A 17238-nucleotide genomic window follows, 5' to 3' on the forward strand; every position below is an offset into this window, starting at 1 on the left:
GTTTATGCAAGTGAAGCGTTTTTTCGCCGCCGATATGCGTCAGGCCATGAAACTGGTTCGTGACGAGCTGGGCGCTGAAGCAGCCATCATCGGCAACCGTCGTATCGCCGGCGGTGTCGAGCTGACGGCGGCCCTGGATTACAAATTGTCGGCGCTGGCCCCACGCGTTCCGAACATGGAACTCGAGGACGAGCTGCGCAAGACCCAGTCGCGCATCGCCAGCGCCCAGGCCGAACTGAGCCTGCGCGCCAGCGAAGGCACCGGCAGCGCGGGCACCAATCGTCAATTGTTCGCCGGCCAGCCCTTGACCGCAGGCCTGCCGCTGACCGCTGCCGAACCGCTGATCGAGCCGACGCCGGCCGAGCCGCGTCGTCCGGCACCCGCGCCAGCCGCCCCGGCCTCAGGCGTTGATCCGCGTGCCCTGGACTCGATGCGCTTCGAACTCAACAGCCTGCGCGAGTTGATGGAAGTCCAGCTCGGTTCGCTGGCCTGGAACCAACTGCAAGGCAGCCGTCCGGCCCAGGCCAACCTGTGGCGTCGCCTGCAACGCATTGGCCTGTCCGGCCCGTTGGCGCGCGACCTGCTGGCCCTGATCAACGACATCGACGAGCCTCGCCAGGCCTGGCGCATGTTGCTGGCCCACCTGGCGCGGATGATCGCAACGCCGGAAGTCGAGCCACTGGAGGAGGGCGGAGTGATTGCCATGGTCGGCCCGGCCGGCATGGGCAAGACCACGACCCTGGCCAAGCTCGCGGCCCGTTATGTACTCAAGTATGGCGCCCAGAGCATCGCCCTGGTGAGCATGGACAGTTTCCGCATCGGCGCCCAGGAGCAACTCAAGACCCTGGGCCGGATCCTCAATGTGTCGGTGACCCATGTGGATCCGGGTCAATCCCTGGCCCAGGCGCTGGAGCCGCTGATGCGCAAGCGTGTCGTGCTGATCGACACCGCCGGCCTGCAAGCCAGCGATCCGGCCCTGCGCATGCAGCTGGAAAGCCTGGCCGGGCGTGGCATCAAGTCAAAAAATTATCTCGTGTTGGCAACCACCAGCCAGAAACAGGTTCTAACCGCCGCATACCACAGCTACAAACGCTGCGGGCTGGCCGGCTGCATCCTGACTAAGCTGGACGAAACGGCAAGCCTGGGCGAGGTGTTGAGCCTGGCGATCGGTCATGAACTACCGGTGGCCTACCTGACCGACGGGCCGCGGATCCCGGATGATTTGCATCTGCCGCGCCGTCATCAATTGGTCAGTCGTGCCGTGAGTGTGCAAATGCAGGAAGAACCCAGCGAAGAAGCCATGGCTGATATGTTCGCTGACATCTACCACAGCCCGACCAAGCAGGTTGGCTGAGGTAATCATGAATATTTTTTGTACCTACATCGATGGTCTGCCATGCATTGTTCCGAGTGAACGCGCAGCCAGTAATGTGGCCTCCGTCTAAGTAAGACAAGGTAAAGAACGAACATGGGCAGCATGCATCCCGTACAGGTGATCGCGGTGACCGGCGGCAAAGGTGGCGTCGGCAAGACTAACGTGTCAGTGAACTTGTCCCTGGCTCTGGCAGAGCTTGGCCGACGGGTCATGCTGCTGGACGCCGACCTGGGCCTGGCGAACGTCGACGTGCTGCTGGGGCTCACGCCCAAGCGCACGCTGGCGGACGTGATCGAAGGGCGCTGTGAATTGCGCGACGTGCTGTTGCAAGGCCCCGGCGGGATTCGCATCGTGCCGGCCGCCTCCGGCACCCAGAGCATGGTGCACCTGACGCCTGCGCAGCACGCCGGCCTGATCCAGGCGTTCAGCGACATCGGTGACAACCTCGATGTGCTGGTGATCGACACGGCTGCCGGTATCGGTGACTCGGTGGTCAGTTTCGTGCGCGCCGCCCAGGAAGTCTTGCTGGTGGTCTGCGACGAGCCGACGTCGATCACCGACGCCTACGCCCTGATCAAATTGCTTAACCGCGACTATGGCATGAACCGCTTCCGCGTCCTGGCCAACATGGCCCAGAGCCCACAGGAAGGACGCAACCTGTTCGCCAAGTTGACAAAGGTCACGGATCGCTTCCTGGACGTCGCCCTACAATACGTCGGCGCAGTGCCTTACGACGAAAGTGTACGCAAGGCAGTCCAGAAGCAACGTGCCGTTTATGAAGCTTTTCCACGTTCCAAATGCGCGCTGGCGTTCAAGGCGATCGCCCAGAAGGTCGATACCTGGCCCCTGCCGGCCAACCCACGCGGGCATCTGGAATTTTTCGTCGAGCGTCTCGTGCAACAAACAGCAGGGCCCGTGTTATGACAGCCAGCGGTTACAACCATCTCTACAAAAAATCGGCACGGGACGCCCAGTACGAATTGATCGAGCGTTACGCGCCCCTGGTCAAGCGCATCGCCTATCACTTGCTGGCGCGCTTGCCGGCCAGTGTGCAGGTCGAGGACTTGATCCAGGCGGGCATGATCGGCCTGCTCGAAGTGTCGAACAAATACGACGCGAGCAAGGGCGCCAGTTTCGAGACGTATGCCGGTATCCGCATCCGCGGGGCGATGCTCGATGAAGTCCGCAAGGGCGACTGGGCGCCGCGTTCGGTGCATCGCAATACGCGCATGGTCAGTGATGCGATTCGCGCGATTGAAGCGAAAACCGGACGAGACGCTAAAGATCACGAGGTTGCGGCCGAACTCCAGTTGAGTCTCGATGATTATTACGGGATTTTGAACGATACCTTGGGCAGTCGCCTGTTCAGTTTCGACGACCTGTTGCAGGACGGCGAACACGAAGGGCTGCACGAGGATGGCGCGAGTGCTCACATGGAGCCGTCGCGTGACCTGGAAGATGAACGCTTCCAGAGCGCGCTGGCGGATGCGATTGCCAATTTGCCGGAGCGTGAGCGACTGGTCTTGGCGCTGTACTACGACGAAGAGCTGAACCTCAAGGAAATCGGTGAGGTCCTGGGGGTCAGCGAATCGCGGGTCAGCCAGTTACACAGCCAGTGCGCGGCCCGCTTGCGGGGGCGTTTGGGGGAGTGGCGAGCGCGCTGACGAGCAGTGTGGGGGACACTGCGAGCGAGGTTGGCATGGCATGCGCCGGGCCAGTCTCCACCCGTTGTGCTCCAGACCGTTGTCGAGTGTTGTGCCGGATTGATTGAAATGGCGCGTCCAGGTGCTGGGCGCGTTTAAGACTGCTTGGAGGTCGAATTGGACAAGAACATGAAAATCCTCATCGTTGATGACTTCTCAACGATGCGGCGGATCATAAAAAACCTGTTGCGTGACCTCGGGTTCACCAACACGGTCGAGGCCGACGATGGCACTACCGCCATTCCGGTCCTCAATAGCGGGAGCATCGACTTTCTGGTGACCGACTGGAACATGCCTGGCATGACCGGTATCGACTTGCTGCGCCACGTGCGCGCCGATGAAAAACTCAAGCACCTGCCGGTGCTGATGGTGACTGCCGAAGCCAAGCGCGAGCAGATCATCGAAGCCGCCCAGGCCGGTGTGAACGGCTATGTGGTCAAACCCTTCACGGCCCAGGCGTTGAAAGAGAAGATCGAAAAAATCTTCGAACGCATCGGTTAACGGCGCCACGGGGGAGCTATGGACAACGAATCTTCAATGGGCGATTTCGAATCGACCCTGAAAAAACATGCCCGCGAACTGGTCGACAGCCTTGAAAAGGGCCGCTTCGGCGATGCGGTTCAAATGATTCATGAGCTCAACCAGACCCGTGATCGTGGTCTGTACCAGGAAGTCGGCAAGCTCACCCGTGAACTGCACAGCGCGATCGTCAATTTCCAGATCGATCCGAACATGCCGCAGGCCGAGGAAGTCTCGCAGATCACCGATGCGACCGAGCGCCTGGGTTATGTGGTCAAGCTGACCGAAGCCGCGGCCAACCGCACCATGGACCTGGTGGAAAGCGCAACGCCTCTGGTCAACGGCCTGAGCGAGGAAGCCCAGGCGTTGAGCACCGATTGGGGACGGTTCATGCGTCGCGAAGTCGGCGCCGAGGAATTTCGCGAACTGGCCCGTCGGGTCGACGGATTCCTGGCGCGCAGCAGCACCGAGAACCGCGCCGTGGCCGGCAACCTCAACGACATTTTGCTAGCCCAGGACTATCAAGACCTGACCGGCCAAGTGATCAAGCGTGTGACCCAGTTGGTCACCGAAGTTGAAAGCAATTTGCTCAAGCTGGTGTTGATGGCAAGCCAAGTGGATCGCTTTGCCGGCATCGAACACGACCGCGCGGCGATACTTGCTGAAAAAGATCCACAAAAACATCTCTCTCAGGGTGAAGGTCCGCAGATTCATGCCGATAAAAGAGAAGACGTTGTGTCCGGTCAGGACGATGTGGACGATTTGTTGTCCAGCCTTGGATTTTGAGTTTTAGCCCTATTTTAGGAGCAGCCATTAATGAGCTTCGGCGCCGATGAAGAGATCCTTCAGGATTTCCTGGTTGAGGCCGGCGAGATTCTAGAGCAACTGTCCGAACAGCTGGTCGAGCTGGAAAGCCGACCTGATGATGCGGATCTGCTCAATGCAATTTTTCGCGGTTTCCACACTGTAAAAGGAGGCGCCGGCTTCCTCCAGCTCAACGAGCTGGTGGAGTGCTGCCACATTGCCGAGAACGTGTTCGACATCCTGCGCAAGGGTGAGCGTCGCGTCGACTCGGAACTGATGGACGTGGTGCTCGAAGCCCTGGATGCGGTCAACAGCATGTTCAGCGAAGTGCGCGAGCGCTCGCCGATCACCCCAGCCACCCCCGAGCTGCTCGCCGCGCTGTCGCGCCTGGCCGAGCCGCAGTCGGCTGATGAAGCCGCGCCGGTTGCCGAGCCTGTGGTTGAAGAGCCGGTTGCCGAAGAATCGGGTGACATTACCGATCACGAATTCGAATCGCTGCTGGACTCGCTGAGCGCCGTCAAGGCCGAAGCCGAAGCGCCGGCCGCGCCTGCTGCGCCAGCCGCCAATGCCGCCGCCAGCGATGAAATTACCGACGACGAGTTCGAGTCGCTGCTCGACCAACTGCACGGCAAGGGCCAGTTCGCCCCCGATGCGGTCGCGGCCCCGGCTGCCCCGGCTGCGCCAAAGGCAGCGGGTGATGACTCCGACATTACCGATGACGAATTCGAAGCCTTGCTCGACCAGTTGCACGGCAAGGGCAATTTTGCCGTCGATGCGCTGGACTCGGCCATCGCTTCGGCGCCGACGCCGGCCAAGCCAGCGGCCGCGGCAGCCGGTAGCGATCTGATCAGCGACCACGAATTCGAATCGCTGCTCGACGAGCTGCACGGCAAGGGCAAGTTCAGCGAAGTGGGTACGGCTGCCGCTGCGCCTGCTGCCGCCACGGCTGCGCCCGCCGCCAAGGCCGCGCCGAAGCCGGCTGCCAAGGCAGCGGAACCGAAAGCCGAAACACCCAAGCCTGCCGCCGCAGCGGCGCCTGCCCCGGCTCGCGCTCCTGCCGCCGCGCCCGCCGAAAAACCGGTCAGCGAAGCCGAGACCACCGTTCGGGTCGACACCGCACGCCTGGACGAGATCATGAACATGGTCGGCGAACTGGTGCTGGTGCGAAACCGCCTGGTGCGCCTGGGCCTCAACAGCCAGGACGAAGCCATGTCCAAGGCCGTGTCGAACCTCGACGTGGTCACGGCCGATTTGCAGACCGCGGTCATGAAGACCCGGATGCAGCCGATCAAGAAAGTCTTTGGGCGCTTCCCGCGCCTGGTTCGTGACCTGGCTCGCCAGCTCAAGAAAGAAATCAACCTGGAACTGGTGGGTGAAGAGACCGACCTGGACAAGAACCTTGTCGAGGCCCTGGCCGACCCGCTGGTCCACTTGGTGCGCAACGCGGTCGACCACGGCATCGAGTCGCCGGAAGAGCGCGAAGCCTCGGGCAAGGTCCGCAGCGGCAAGGTGATCCTGGCCGCCGAGCAGGAAGGCGACCACATCCTGCTGTCGATCTCCGACGACGGCAAGGGCATGGACCCGAACGTCCTGCGTGCCATCGCCGTGAAGCGTGGCGTGATGGACAAGGATGCGGCCGATCGCCTGAGCGACACCGAGTGCTACAACCTGATCTTCGCTCCAGGCTTCTCGACCAAGACCGAGATCTCCGACGTGTCGGGTCGTGGCGTGGGCATGGACGTGGTGAAGACCAAGATTTCCCAGCTCAACGGTTCGATCAACATTTACTCGACCAAGGGGCAGGGCTCGAAGATCGTCATCAAGGTCCCATTGACCCTGGCGATCATGCCGACCCTGATGGTGATGCTGGGCAACCAGGCCTTCGCTTTCCCTCTGGTCAACGTCAACGAGATTTTCCACCTCGACCTGTCGCGTACCAACGTCGTCGACGGCCAGGAAGTGGTCATCGTGCGGGACAAGGCGCTGCCGCTGTTCTACCTCAAGCGCTGGCTGGTCAGCTCCGCCGCCCATGTGGAGCAGGGCGAAGGCCATGTGGTGATCCTATCGGTAGGCACCCAGCGGATCGGCTTTGTCGTCGACCAGTTGGTGGGCCAGGAAGAAGTGGTCATCAAGCCGTTGGGCAAGATGCTCCAAGGCACCCCGGGCATGTCCGGCGCCACCATCACCGGCGACGGCCGCATCGCGTTGATCCTCGATGTACCGAGCATGCTCAAGCGCTACGCCGCCCGGCGTATTTGATTCTGGAGGGGCGCGGCCCGACGCCGTGCCTCGTCTAACGGAGTGTTTATGGTAGTTAAAGTCCTGGTGGTGGACGATTCGGGGTTTTTCCGCCGCCGCGTCTCGGAAATTCTTTCGGCGGACACGAGCATCCAGGTCGTCGGTACGGCGACCAACGGCAAAGAGGCGATCGATCAAGCCCTGGCGCTCAAGCCGGACGTGATCACCATGGACTACGAGATGCCGATGATGGACGGCATCACGGCCGTGCGGCACATCATGCAGCGCTGCCCGACCCCGGTATTGATGTTTTCTTCACTGACCCACGAAGGCGCCCGAGTGACCCTCGATGCGCTGGACGCCGGGGCGGTGGACTTCCTGCCGAAAAACTTCGAAGACATCTCGCGCAACCCGGACAAGGTCCGCCAGTTGCTGTGCGAGAAGGTCCACAGCATTTCCCGCAGCAACCGCCGCGTCAGTGCCTACAGCGCACCGGCGCCAGCGTCGACGGCTGTGCCAACGCCACCGTTTGTGCCTTCCGCGTCGAGCAGTTTCAATCCGGCGCCTGCTCGCAGTGCTCCGGCGCCCGCTCGTCCGGCGCCCGCCAGCCCGTCGTCGCCAGCGCCCAAGCGCAAGGCCTACAAACTGGTCGCCATCGGCACTTCCACGGGCGGTCCTGTGGCACTGCAGCGGGTCCTGACCCAGCTGCCAGCGAATTTCCCGGCGCCGATCGTATTGATCCAGCACATGCCCGCCGCATTCACCAAGGCATTCGCCGAGCGCCTGGACAAACTTTGCCGCATCAGCGTCAAGGAAGCCGAGGATGGCGACATCCTGAGGCCAGGCCTGGCGCTGTTGGCGCCGGGTGGCAAGCAGATGATGATCGATGGTCGTGGCGCGGTGAAAATCCTGCCGGGCGACGAGCGCTTGAACTACAAGCCTTGCGTGGACATCACCTTCGGTTCCGCGGCGAAATCCTATGGCGACAAAGTTCTGGCGGTGGTGCTCACCGGCATGGGCGCCGATGGTCGCGAAGGCGCGCGCCTGCTCAAACAGGGCGGCAGCGCGATCTGGGCCCAGGACGAGGCCAGTTGCGTGATCTATGGCATGCCCATGGCGATCGTCAAGGCCGACCTGGCCGACGCGGTCTACAGCCTGGACGACATGGGTAAACATCTGGTCGAGGCGTGCCTGTAATGGATGTGCTCAGCCTGATCGGCATCATCATGGCATTCGTCGCCATCATCGGTGGCAACTATCTGGAGGGCGGGCACCTCGGCGCGCTGGCCAACGGCCCGGCCGCGTTGATCGTGCTCGGTGGCACCATCGGCGCTGCGCTGTTGCAGTCGCCCATGAGCGCCTTCAAGCGGGCCATGCAAGTCCTGGTGTGGATTCTGTTCCCGCCTCGCGTCGACCTGGCCGGCGGTATCGACCGCGTGGTGAACTGGAGCCTGACCGCTCGCAAGGAAGGCCTGCTGGGGCTCGAAGGGGTGGCCGATGCCGAACCCGACAGCTATTCGCGCAAGGGTCTTCAATTGCTGGTGGACGGCGCCGAACCCGAAGCGATCCGCAGCATCCTGGAAGTGGATTTCTACACCCAGGAAAGCCGTGACATCGAAGCGGCCAAAGTCTTTGAGAGCATGGGTGGCTACGCGCCTACCATCGGTATCATCGGTGCGGTCATGGGCCTGATCCATGTGATGGGCAACCTGGCCGACCCTTCGCAACTGGGCAGCGGCATTGCCGTGGCCTTCGTCGCGACCATCTACGGTGTGGCGAGCGCCAACCTGGTGTTGCTGCCGATCGCGGCCAAGCTCAAGTCCATCGCCTTGCGCCAGTCGCGCTATCGCGAAATGCTGCTGGAAGGGATCCTGTCGATCGCCGAAGGTGAAAACCCGCGTTCCATCGAGTTGAAGCTCCAGGGCTTCATGGACTGATGGAGGATATGGAATATGGCGCGTCGCAGACATCGTGAAGAACACGTCAACCATGAACGCTGGCTGGTTTCCTACGCCGACTTCATCACGCTGCTGTTCGCCTTTTTCGTGGTCATGTATTCGATCTCTTCGGTCAACGAAGGCAAGTACAAGGTCATTTCCGAAGCGTTGATTGGCGTCTTCACTGACTCGGACCGCGCCCTCAAGCCGATTCCCATTGGTGAAGAACGTCCGAAGACGACGACCCCGGCCAAGCCGCTGGTCAAGGACAGCGAGCAGGTCGACGCCGGCATTGCCGGTGGCAGCGATCCGTTGAAGAGCATAGCCGATGACATCAGCGCCGCGTTCGGCGACCTGATCAGTTCCAACCAGATGACCGTGCGTGGCAACGAGTTGTGGGTTGAGATCGAACTCAATTCCAGCCTGCTGTTCGGCAGTGGCGATGCCATGCCCAGCGATATGGCGTTCAACATCATCGATAAAGTGGCGGCGATCCTGAAATCGTTCGACAACCCGATCCACGTCGAAGGCTTCACCGATGACCAACCGATCCGTACCGCGCAATATCCCACCAACTGGGAGTTGTCTTCGGCTCGTTCGGCCAGCATCGTGCGCATGCTCGCCATGCAGGGCGTCAACCCTGGCCGTCTCGCGTCGGTGGGGTATGGCGAGTTCCAGCCGGTGGCCAATAACGCCACGGCCGAGGGACGCGCGCGCAACCGTCGGGTGGTGCTGGTGGTGTCGCGCAACCTCGATGTGCGTCGCAGCCTGACGGGTACCGGCACCGCCAATGCAAAACCGGATGCGGCATTGAAGCGGGCTGGCACACAAACTGCACCGACCCCGGTCAAGTCGCCGGATAGACAGAACGCCGTCAATTCTACGTCACCGGCTTTATAACCGAGCTATTTCTCGGTCGGGCCCGTCTCGACCGGGAGGAACGATCCGAATGAGAGTCTGGGCAGTCGCCAATCAAAAAGGTGGTGTGGGCAAAACCACATCCTCCATCGCTCTAGCCGGTTTGCTGGCCGAGGCGGGCAAGCGCGTGGTCATCGTCGACCTGGACCCCCATGGCTCGATGACCAGTTATTTCGGCTACGATCCCGACAGCCTGGAACACAGCAACTACGACTTGTTCTTGCACAAGGGCAGTGTGCCCGAAGGCTTGCCGGGACAGTTGCTGTTGTCCACCAGCGACGAGCGGATCTCCCTGCTGCCATCGAGCACGGCCCTGGCCACTCTGGAGCGCCAATCGCCTGGCCAAAGCGGCCTGGGCCTGGTGATCGCCAAGAGTCTGGCGCAGCTGTGGCAGGATTTCGATTACGCGATCATCGATAGCCCGCCGTTGTTGGGTCTGCTGATGGTCAATGCCTTGGCCGCCAGCCAGCAATTGGTGATTCCGGTGCAGACCGAACACCTGGCGGTGAAAGGTTTGGAACGCATGGTCAATACCCTGGCGATGGTCAACCGCTCGCGCAAGCAATCGCTGGCATTCAACATCGTGCCAACGCTGTTCGACCGTCGTACACAGGCGTCCCTCGGCACCCTGCGGGTGCTGCGCGACATGTACCCGGACGACATCTGGCAAGGCTACATCCCGGTGGATACCCGCCTGCGCGATGCCAGCCGTGCCGGGGTGACCCCTTCACAGTTCGATGGCAAAAGCCGTGGCGTACTGGCCTATCGCGCGCTTCTCAAGCATCTGCTGGCCCAGCAGCTCGTTCCGCAGCAGGTGGCTTGAGTTGATGAAGTTCTCCATAGACGTTGTGCTTGCTTGCGGGCGCTCAAGTCCTGCCGTATCCATGCCGATAACCTTTTCAAGTGGCGCACAGTTCCCATGAACCGCCCGATCAAGACAACTTCGCGCCCGCAAATGGCCTTGCAATCCTATCTGGATGGGCTGTTGCAGGAAGCGACCGATGAATTGCCAGCGCAGCCGAGCGCGGTCCAGGCGTTGCCCGAGCCTGTCGAAGCCGAACCTGCGCTGGACGAGTTCCAGGCCGCGGTGCTCGAAGAACAGGCCCGTGATGCACGGGCTTCAGTGAGTGCCGCAGCAGTGGAGGCGCCGACCGCCAAGGCGCAGTTGGCAGTAATGGAAGCGCCGGCACCGATCCTGTCGCCGGTCTCCACCGTTGCGCCGTTATTGCAGGGCCTGGTGACACCGGTGGTGGAAATCCACATGCCGCCGAGCAACACACCGCCGCCGGTGCAGGTCGATGACCGTCCGGCGTGGGCCGCCGAGCCGTTCGAGTGTTTGTTGTTCGACGTGGCCGGTTTGACGCTGGCGGTGCCGCTGGTTTGCCTGGGATCGATTTATTCCCTGGCCGGGCAGGAATTGACGCCGTTGTTCGGCCAGCCGGAATGGTTCCTCGGAATCCTGCCGAGCCAGGCGGGCAACCTGAAGGTGCTGGATACTGCGCGCTGGGTCATGCCGGACCGCTATCGCGATGATTTTCGCCAGGGCCTGCAATATGTGATTTCAGTGCAAGGCTACGAATGGGGATTGGCGGTGCACCAGGTCAGCCGTTCGCTGCGCCTGGACCCGAACGAGATCAAATGGCGCAGCCATCGAGGGCAACGGCCATGGCTGGCCGGTACGGTGATCGAACACATGTGCGCCTTGCTGGACGTTTCCGAACTGGCGGAGCTGATCGCCAGCGGCGGGGCAAAACACCTGGACGGCGCCAAGCCGGTCCGGAAACCGAAATAAGACAACCGGCGGCGCAGGGCGACGCCGGACAGAACACACACCGCCACAGGCGGTTTTTCGAGGGGTCAGGGTATGAATGATAAGGCGTCGTCTCTCAAGGGTTCCGAAGATCCGATCTTGCAATGGGTGACTTTCAAGCTCGATAACGAAACCTACGGCATCAACGTGATGCGCGTGCAGGAAGTGCTGCGCTACACCGAGATCGCCCCGGTTCCAGGTGCGCCAAGCTACGTGCTGGGCATCATCAACCTGCGCGGTAACGTCGTGACCGTCATCGATACTCGCCAGCGTTTTGGCTTGGACTCCTCCGACGTCAACGACAACACCCGCATCGTGATCATCGAGGCCGACAAGCAAGTGGTCGGTATCCTGGTCGACAGCGTTGCCGAAGTGGTTTACTTGCGTCAGTCGGAAATCGAAACCGCGCCTAACGTCGGTAACGAGGAGTCGGCGAAGTTTATCCAGGGCGTCTGCAACAAGAACAACGAGTTGCTGATCTTGGTCGAACTGGAAAAAATGATGAGCGAAGAAGAGTGGTCGGAACTGGAGAGTATCTGATTTGATTCTTGAGGTAGCAGTCATTGTCCTGTTCCTTTTCTGGGCAGGCACGCTGGCGATGTTTTTGTCCTACATACGTGGCCAGCGGGATATCGCCGCTCAGCAGGCCCAGGGTGATGCGCTGCGCGACCAGCGCATCAAGGACCTGGCCAAGCGTGTCGACGACTATCAGAACGGCACCGTGCGCATGGGCGAAGCGCTCCATGAGCTACGTGCCGTGGTCGCGCCGTTGCCGGACAAACTGGCGCAGTTGGAACAGCGCGACCCCTCCAGCCTGTCCTTCGCCCAGGCCGCCCGACTGGTCGGCATGGGCGCCAGCATCGACGAACTGACCCAGGCGTGCGGCCTGACCCAGGCCGAGGCGGAGTTGATGAGCAAGTTGCATAAGGGCGGCTGATATTTATCTACCGCCCAAGGCCCATGTGGGAGTGAGCTTGCTCCCACAGGTTTTTCTGGCGCTCAGCAATTCATCATTCCAGGCCAGTCCCGGTGGCGAGGGAGCAAGCTCCCTCGCCACCGGATAGCGCCTTCAACGATCAGTAATCATCCCCACGTTCCGTCACGTCTTTCTCGATAGTTTGCGCATGCGGGTCAAATCCCTGCGGAAACTTGCCCTTCAAATTCCAGGCAAACGCGATGATCTCGGCAATCGTGCGGTACAGCTCTTCCGGAATGCTGTCGCCCAACTCCAGCCGCGCCAGCAACTTCACCAATTCAGCATTTTCATAAATCGGGACTTCGCTTTCGCGGGCGATGCGCAGGATTTCCTCGGCCAGGGCTTCGTCGCCCTTGGCGGTAAGGGTCGGGGCGTGATGGCCGTCGTACTTGAGGGCGATGGCCTGGCGGGGTTCGGTGTGGGTTGTCATGCGGTTTCGTCCACCCAACGCTGTTCCAGCCGGGTCTTGGGGCCTTGGGGCGGAGTGCCGACGTGGCAATCCAGATCGCCGACGGTCAGCCCGCACGTCACCAGGCGCTCGCGCAGTGCGGTCAGGTTCCGTTCGATCAGGCTTGCGGTATAGGGCCGTTCTGCCCACAACTGGCTGGACAGGCTGCCGCTGAGCAACTGGGCCTGGATCTGCAGCGGCCCCAGCGGTTCCATGTCGAATGCCAGCTCGACCCGCCAGAGCTGCTGTTTCGGTTCGGGGTGTTCGCGGCGTTCGTCCGGTTGTTCCCGGGCGGCGGTTTCCTCGCGCTGGAACTTGACCTGCAACGGCACGATGTCCTGCAGGTTGCGCATCGGGATCTCCAATTGCCAGGTGCTCATCAACCGGCCGTCATCCGTCAGTCCCGTCTGCTCCAGGCTCGACAGTTGATGACTTTGCAGGCGCGAAACGGCGGCGGCTGCCAGGCGCAGCAGATGTTCCAGGTCGCCTTCTTCGTCCTGGCCTTTCAATAGTCGCGCAGGCAGCGGAAAGCTGGTGGGTTGTGGCTTGGCGCTGACCTGGCCGAGCATCCCCAGGGCGCTGCGGACAAAGCTGGGGAGCGCCTGGGCCAATGTATTGGCGGCGATCACCGCGGAGAGATTGGTGGAAGCGGGCAGGGCGGGGGTCAGCTGGGCGATCAGTTTCAGCAAGTCACTTTTCATGTCCGGGGCCAGGCTTGGCGGTTGGCCAGCCAGCAGTTTGCTTTCCAGGAAGACGCCGCTGGCGACCATGGCCTGGGCCAGGCCCTTGGGTGTGCTCAGTTGCTGTACGTCCGGCAAGCTGGCCAGCAGGCGCGTTACCGCGGCGCGCAGCTCGGGGCCGGTGTCGTCGCTGGCGGGAAGGTTCTGCAGGGCGCTGAGCAAGCTGTCCAGCGAGCCTTGGCGGCTCACTTGGGTCACCAATTGCTGGTTCACCGCCAATTGCTCCTGGCGATTGCTCAGGGGCACGAATTTCAATGTTTGTGCATCCTGCACCTGGGCGCTCAACAGCATGCCGATGCGCAGCGGTTGCGGACTGTCGATGTCCAGGGTGCTACCGGCCTGGGCGGTGTTGAGCAGGCTCACCAGCGAGCGATACACGGCGGGTTGGCCGGCCGGTTGCGGCAAGGCCTGGCTGGTCAGTACCTTGCCTTGCAACAAGGTGCCCACGGGCAACTGCGTGGTGTCGATCCGGGTCAGCGTCGCGACGCTGGACGCAAGGGCCTGTTGCACGGTAATCGCCAGGTTGCTGGCCGAAGGCTGGGTCACGGCCAGGCTGGTGCCCTGGGGCAATGGCTGGGTGCTGGTGGCTTGCACGGTGGCTTGCCGGCCGCTTTCCAGCGTGACCTTGAGCAGCAATTGGAAAGCCTGGTCCGCTTGCTTGAGCGACAACACCTCGGCCTTGGCGGTCTGGCCCGGGCCGATCAGCCCTTCGGCCGGTGCGAGCAGCTTGAGCAGCTCGCCCGTTACCGTCGGCATACGCGTCGTTGCCGTGGGCTGGGGCAGCGGCGGGATGTTCATGTCGCCTGTCATCTGCGGTTATTACCTTGGGGAGTAGAGCTTCACATGTATAATGCCGCCCGCCTTCCAGAGAGTGGCGAAAACCTTGCAATTGTTTGACGCAGCTCTGTGGAACGGTCCGTCAATGCATCTATGCTGCATCACTTTAACGGCTGCTGCACGGCCGACTTGAACCGTATAAGGCCCGTGATCCCTTGACCAGTCCTCTCTTGCAAACCGTCGGCCTCGCCTGTGAGCGAGATCTGCGGCTGCTTTTCGAAAATCTCGAATTGAGACTCTCACGTGGCGACATGGTGCAGATCAGTGGCCCCAACGGCAGCGGCAAGACCAGCCTGTTGCGCCTGCTGGCCGGGCTGATGCAGCCCACCGCCGGTGAAATCCTGCTCAACGGCCAGCCGCTGCACAGCCAGCGTAGCGAACTGGCGCGCAATCTGTTGTGGATTGGCCATGCCGCCGGCATCAAGGACCTGCTGACCCCCGAGGAGAACCTCAGTTGGCTCTGCGCGCTGCACCGCCCAGCAGGGCGCGAGGCGATCTGGCAGGCCTTGGCGGCGGTAGGACTGAAAGGCTTCGAGGATGTTCCGAGCCACACCCTGTCGGCCGGCCAGCAGCGCCGCGTGGCCTTGGCCCGGCTGTATCTGGAGAGCCCGCCGCTGTGGATCCTCGACGAGCCGTTCACTGCCCTGGACAAGCAGGGCGTGGCGCAACTGGAAGAGCACTTGGCCCGCCATTGCGAGAACGGCGGCATGGTGCTGCTGACCACCCACCACACCTTGGCCCGGATGCCCTCCGGTTATCGCAGCATTGACCTGGGGAACTGGGCGGTATGAGTGTCTTTGGCCTGTTGCTCGCCCGTGAAGCGCGCCTGTTGTTCCGTCGTCCGGCCGAACTGGCCAACCCGCTGGTATTCTTTGCAATCGTCATCGCCTTGTTCCCGCTGGCGGTCGGTCCCGAGACTCAATTGTTGCAAACCTTGTCGCCTGGGCTGGTCTGGGTGGCGGCGCTTTTATCGGTCCTGCTCTCGCTGGACGGGCTTTTCCGCAGTGATTTCGAGGACGGTTCCCTGGAACAGTGGGTCCTTTCGTCGCACCCCCTAGCCCTTCTGGTTTTGGCCAAGGTACTGGCACACTGGGTTTTTTCCGGCCTGGCGCTGGTGCTGCTTTCACCGTTGCTGGCGATGATGCTGGGCCTGCCTGCCGCTTGCATGCCGGTGCTGCTGTTGTCGCTGTTGTTGGGCACGCCGGTGCTGAGCTTGCTCGGCGCGGTGGGCGCGGCGCTGACGGTGGGGCTCAAGCGCGGAGGCTTGTTGCTGGCCCTGCTGATCCTGCCGCTTTACATACCGGTGTTGATTCTTGGCAGTGGCGCCTTGCAGGCGGCGTTGCAAGGTATGCCGGCAACCGGTTATCTGCTGTGGCTTGGGAGCCTGACCGCCCTGGCGATAACCCTGACACCCTTTGCAATAGCCGCTGGCCTGAAGATCAGCGTCGGCGAATAATAATGAGGTCTGGTCAAGAATTGACCACTTCCCAGGAAGTAAAGGCCGCCCCGGCGGTTCGTGAAAACGAACCGCAACCGTGATGGAAACTGCAATGAACTGGACCTGGTTTCACAAGCTCGGCTCACCCAAGTGGTTCTACGGCATCAGCGGCAGAATGTTGCCCTGGTTGAGCATTGCTGCCCTGTTGCTGATCGGTATCGGCCTGGCCTGGGGCCTGGCCTTCGCGCCACCGGACTACCAACAGGGCAACAGCTTCCGCATCATCTATATCCACGTCCCGACGGCGATGCTGGCCCAGTCGATCTACGTGATGCTGGCGGTTTGCGGCGTGGTCGGGCTGGTGTGGAAGATGAAACTGGCCGATGTCGCCCTGCAGTGCGCGGCCCCCATCGGCGCCTGGATGACCGCCGTGGCGCTGGTCACCGGGGCGATCTGGGGCAAGCCGACGTGGGGCTCATGGTGGGTATGGGATGCGCGACTGACGTCGATGCTGATCCTGCTGTTCCTGTACTTCGGTCTTATTGCGCTGGGCAACGCCATCAGCAATCGTGACAGCGCCGCCAAGGCTTGCGCGGTGCTGGCGATTGTCGGGGTGATCAACATTCCGATCATCAAATACTCGGTGGAATGGTGGAACACCCTGCACCAGGGCGCGACCTTCACCCTCACCGAAAAGCCGGCGATGCCCGTCGAGATGTGGCTGCCGCTGTTGCTGGCCGCGCTGGGTTTCTACTGCTTCTTTGGCGCGGTGCTGCTGCTGCGCATGCGCCTGGAAGTGCTCAAGCGCGAGTCCCGGGCCAGTTGGGTGAAGGCCGAAGTACAGAACAGCCTGGAGGCCGCTCGATGAGTTTCGCTTCATTCGGCGATTTCCTCGCCATGGGTCATCACGGCCTGTATGTCTGGTCAGCCTACGGCATCTGCCTGGCAGTGCTGGCTCTCAACGTGGCGGCGCCGATCCTGGCCCGCAAGCGGTATCTGCAACAAGAGGCGCGTCGTCTGCGCCGGGAGAACGGTCAGTGAATCCGCTGCGCAAAAAACGTCTTGTCATCATCCTGGCGATCCTGGTCGGCGTCGGCGCTGCGGTCGGCCTGGCCCTCAGTGCCCTGCAGCAGAACATCAACCTGTTCTATACCCCGACCCAGATCGCCAATGGCGAAGCGCCCAAGGACACCCGTATCCGTGCCGGCGGCATGGTGGAGCAGGGCTCGCTGGTGCGTTCCGGCGACTCGCTGGACGTGAAGTTCAACGTCACCGACTTCAACAAGACCGTGACCATCACCTATCGCGGCATCCTCCCGGACCTGTTTCGCGAAGGGCAGGGCATCGTCGCCTTGGGCAAGCTCAACGCCGACGGTGTAGTGGTGGCCGATGAAGTGCTGGCCAAGCACGACGAGAAATACATGCCGCCGGAAGTGACCAAGGCCTTGAAGGACAGCGGCCAGTCGGCGCCCGCTCCCGTGAAGGAGGGCTGATC

The 17238-nt window shown here is 62.0% G+C and carries 20 protein-coding genes; 18 read left to right on the top strand and 2 right to left on the bottom strand.

Annotated elements, in window-relative coordinates; genetic code table 11:
* Positions 1-4: 4 nt before the first annotated feature.
* The 13 genes from flhF to JZ00_RS20935 all read left to right on the top strand — a co-directional run bounded on the left by flhF (position 5) and on the right by JZ00_RS20935 (position 12241).
* On the top strand, positions 5-1354 hold the full coding sequence (gene flhF, locus JZ00_RS20875; protein WP_039593078.1) for a flagellar biosynthesis protein FlhF: 1350 nt from the start codon (positions 5-7) through the stop codon (positions 1352-1354).
* Between the two features lie 114 nt (positions 1355-1468).
* Positions 1469-2299, top strand: coding sequence for a flagellar synthesis regulator FleN (gene fleN / locus JZ00_RS20880; protein ID WP_003184001.1), 831 nt, complete (start codon positions 1469-1471; stop codon positions 2297-2299).
* A complete protein-coding gene (fliA, locus tag JZ00_RS20885; protein ID WP_003184000.1) occupies positions 2296-3039 on the top strand; it encodes an RNA polymerase sigma factor FliA in 744 nt (247 codons plus the stop codon). Before fleN ends, fliA begins: the two co-directional genes overlap by 4 nt.
* Positions 3040-3207: 168 nt before the next feature.
* Positions 3208-3579, top strand: coding sequence for a chemotaxis response regulator CheY (locus JZ00_RS20890; RefSeq protein WP_003183998.1), 372 nt, complete (start codon positions 3208-3210; stop codon positions 3577-3579).
* Positions 3580-3597: 18 nt separating this feature from the next.
* A complete protein-coding gene (locus JZ00_RS20895; RefSeq protein WP_039593077.1) occupies positions 3598-4383 on the top strand; it encodes a protein phosphatase CheZ in 786 nt (261 codons plus the stop codon).
* A gap of 30 nt (positions 4384-4413) precedes the next feature.
* The gene (locus JZ00_RS20900) at positions 4414-6660 is read left to right on the top strand and encodes a chemotaxis protein CheA (protein ID WP_039593076.1); all 2247 of its coding nucleotides are present in this window, start codon (positions 4414-4416) and stop codon (positions 6658-6660) included.
* Between the two features lie 48 nt (positions 6661-6708).
* A complete protein-coding gene (locus tag JZ00_RS20905) occupies positions 6709-7836 on the top strand; it encodes a protein-glutamate methylesterase/protein-glutamine glutaminase (RefSeq protein ID WP_039593075.1) in 1128 nt (375 codons plus the stop codon).
* Entirely contained in the window at positions 7836-8576 is a 741-nt protein-coding gene (locus JZ00_RS20910) for a flagellar motor protein (RefSeq protein WP_039593074.1), read from the top strand. The genes JZ00_RS20905 and JZ00_RS20910 overlap by 1 nt, the downstream gene beginning before the upstream one ends.
* A gap of 15 nt (positions 8577-8591) precedes the next feature.
* On the top strand, positions 8592-9476 hold the full coding sequence (gene motD, locus JZ00_RS20915; protein WP_039593073.1) for a flagellar motor protein MotD: 885 nt from the start codon (positions 8592-8594) through the stop codon (positions 9474-9476).
* Between the two features lie 49 nt (positions 9477-9525).
* Positions 9526-10317, top strand: coding sequence for a ParA family protein (locus JZ00_RS20920; RefSeq protein ID WP_039593072.1), 792 nt, complete (start codon positions 9526-9528; stop codon positions 10315-10317).
* A 96-nt stretch (positions 10318-10413) separates the two neighbouring features.
* Positions 10414-11286 carry a CheW domain-containing protein gene (locus tag JZ00_RS20925; RefSeq protein WP_039593071.1) on the top strand — a complete coding sequence of 291 codons (873 nt, stop codon included), beginning with the start codon at positions 10414-10416 and terminating at the stop codon, positions 11284-11286.
* A gap of 72 nt (positions 11287-11358) precedes the next feature.
* Positions 11359-11844 (top strand): chemotaxis protein CheW, encoded by a 486-nt coding sequence (locus tag JZ00_RS20930; protein ID WP_039593070.1) that lies wholly within the window; start codon positions 11359-11361, stop codon positions 11842-11844.
* Between the two features lies 1 nt (position 11845).
* A complete protein-coding gene (locus tag JZ00_RS20935) occupies positions 11846-12241 on the top strand; it encodes a DUF2802 domain-containing protein (RefSeq protein ID WP_030141059.1) in 396 nt (131 codons plus the stop codon).
* A 139-nt stretch (positions 12242-12380) separates the two neighbouring features.
* On the opposite strand, the gene JZ00_RS20940 is transcribed toward JZ00_RS20935, so the two are convergent.
* Complete coding sequence (locus tag JZ00_RS20940; RefSeq protein ID WP_039593069.1) at positions 12381-12710, bottom strand: EscU/YscU/HrcU family type III secretion system export apparatus switch protein; 330 nt, start codon at positions 12708-12710, stop codon at positions 12381-12383.
* A complete protein-coding gene (gene fliK, locus JZ00_RS20945; protein WP_039593068.1) occupies positions 12707-14278 on the bottom strand; it encodes a flagellar hook-length control protein FliK in 1572 nt (523 codons plus the stop codon). The genes JZ00_RS20940 and fliK overlap by 4 nt, the downstream gene beginning before the upstream one ends.
* Before the next feature lie 182 nt (positions 14279-14460).
* Here fliK and ccmA point away from each other — a divergent pair, with 182 nt between their 5' ends.
* From ccmA to ccmE, 5 genes are all read left to right on the top strand, one after another.
* Positions 14461-15096: a cytochrome c biogenesis heme-transporting ATPase CcmA gene (gene ccmA, locus JZ00_RS20950; protein WP_039593067.1), complete on the top strand. Its 636-nt coding sequence runs from the start codon at positions 14461-14463 to the stop codon at positions 15094-15096.
* Entirely contained in the window at positions 15093-15761 is a 669-nt protein-coding gene (gene ccmB, locus JZ00_RS20955; protein ID WP_039593066.1) for a heme exporter protein CcmB, read from the top strand. The genes ccmA and ccmB overlap by 4 nt, the downstream gene beginning before the upstream one ends.
* A 94-nt stretch (positions 15762-15855) precedes the next feature.
* A complete protein-coding gene (locus tag JZ00_RS20960; protein WP_039593065.1) occupies positions 15856-16611 on the top strand; it encodes a heme ABC transporter permease in 756 nt (251 codons plus the stop codon).
* Positions 16608-16784, top strand: a complete 177-nt coding sequence (gene ccmD, locus JZ00_RS20965) for a heme exporter protein CcmD (RefSeq protein WP_007939192.1) — start codon at positions 16608-16610, stop codon at positions 16782-16784. The genes JZ00_RS20960 and ccmD overlap by 4 nt, the downstream gene beginning before the upstream one ends.
* A complete protein-coding gene (gene ccmE, locus JZ00_RS20970) occupies positions 16781-17236 on the top strand; it encodes a cytochrome c maturation protein CcmE (RefSeq protein WP_039593064.1) in 456 nt (151 codons plus the stop codon). The genes ccmD and ccmE overlap by 4 nt, the downstream gene beginning before the upstream one ends.
* The last annotated feature ends 2 nt before the right edge of the window (positions 17237-17238 follow it).

The organism is Pseudomonas frederiksbergensis (assembly GCF_000802155.2).
In the GTDB taxonomy this organism is placed as follows: Bacteria; Pseudomonadota; Gammaproteobacteria; order Pseudomonadales; family Pseudomonadaceae; genus Aquipseudomonas; species Aquipseudomonas frederiksbergensis_A.

Coding starts and splice junctions, on each gene's coding strand:
- flhF (WP_039593078.1), top strand. CDS start 5: ATGCAAGTGAAGCGTTTTTTCGCCGCCGATATGCGTCAGGCCATGAAA.
- fleN (WP_003184001.1), top strand. CDS start 1,469: ATGGGCAGCATGCATCCCGTACAGGTGATCGCGGTGACCGGCGGCAAA.
- fliA (WP_003184000.1), top strand. CDS start 2,296: ATGACAGCCAGCGGTTACAACCATCTCTACAAAAAATCGGCACGGGAC.
- JZ00_RS20890 (WP_003183998.1), top strand. CDS start 3,208: ATGAAAATCCTCATCGTTGATGACTTCTCAACGATGCGGCGGATCATA.
- JZ00_RS20895 (WP_039593077.1), top strand. CDS start 3,598: ATGGACAACGAATCTTCAATGGGCGATTTCGAATCGACCCTGAAAAAA.
- JZ00_RS20900 (WP_039593076.1), top strand. CDS start 4,414: ATGAGCTTCGGCGCCGATGAAGAGATCCTTCAGGATTTCCTGGTTGAG.
- JZ00_RS20905 (WP_039593075.1), top strand. CDS start 6,709: ATGGTAGTTAAAGTCCTGGTGGTGGACGATTCGGGGTTTTTCCGCCGC.
- JZ00_RS20910 (WP_039593074.1), top strand. CDS start 7,836: ATGGATGTGCTCAGCCTGATCGGCATCATCATGGCATTCGTCGCCATC.
- motD (WP_039593073.1), top strand. CDS start 8,592: ATGGCGCGTCGCAGACATCGTGAAGAACACGTCAACCATGAACGCTGG.
- JZ00_RS20920 (WP_039593072.1), top strand. CDS start 9,526: ATGAGAGTCTGGGCAGTCGCCAATCAAAAAGGTGGTGTGGGCAAAACC.
- JZ00_RS20925 (WP_039593071.1), top strand. CDS start 10,414: ATGAACCGCCCGATCAAGACAACTTCGCGCCCGCAAATGGCCTTGCAA.
- JZ00_RS20930 (WP_039593070.1), top strand. CDS start 11,359: ATGAATGATAAGGCGTCGTCTCTCAAGGGTTCCGAAGATCCGATCTTG.
- JZ00_RS20940 (WP_039593069.1), bottom strand. CDS start 12,710: ATGACAACCCACACCGAACCCCGCCAGGCCATCGCCCTCAAGTACGAC.
- fliK (WP_039593068.1), bottom strand. CDS start 14,278: ATGACAGGCGACATGAACATCCCGCCGCTGCCCCAGCCCACGGCAACG.
- ccmB (WP_039593066.1), top strand. CDS start 15,093: ATGAGTGTCTTTGGCCTGTTGCTCGCCCGTGAAGCGCGCCTGTTGTTC.
- JZ00_RS20960 (WP_039593065.1), top strand. CDS start 15,856: ATGAACTGGACCTGGTTTCACAAGCTCGGCTCACCCAAGTGGTTCTAC.
- ccmD (WP_007939192.1), top strand. CDS start 16,608: ATGAGTTTCGCTTCATTCGGCGATTTCCTCGCCATGGGTCATCACGGC.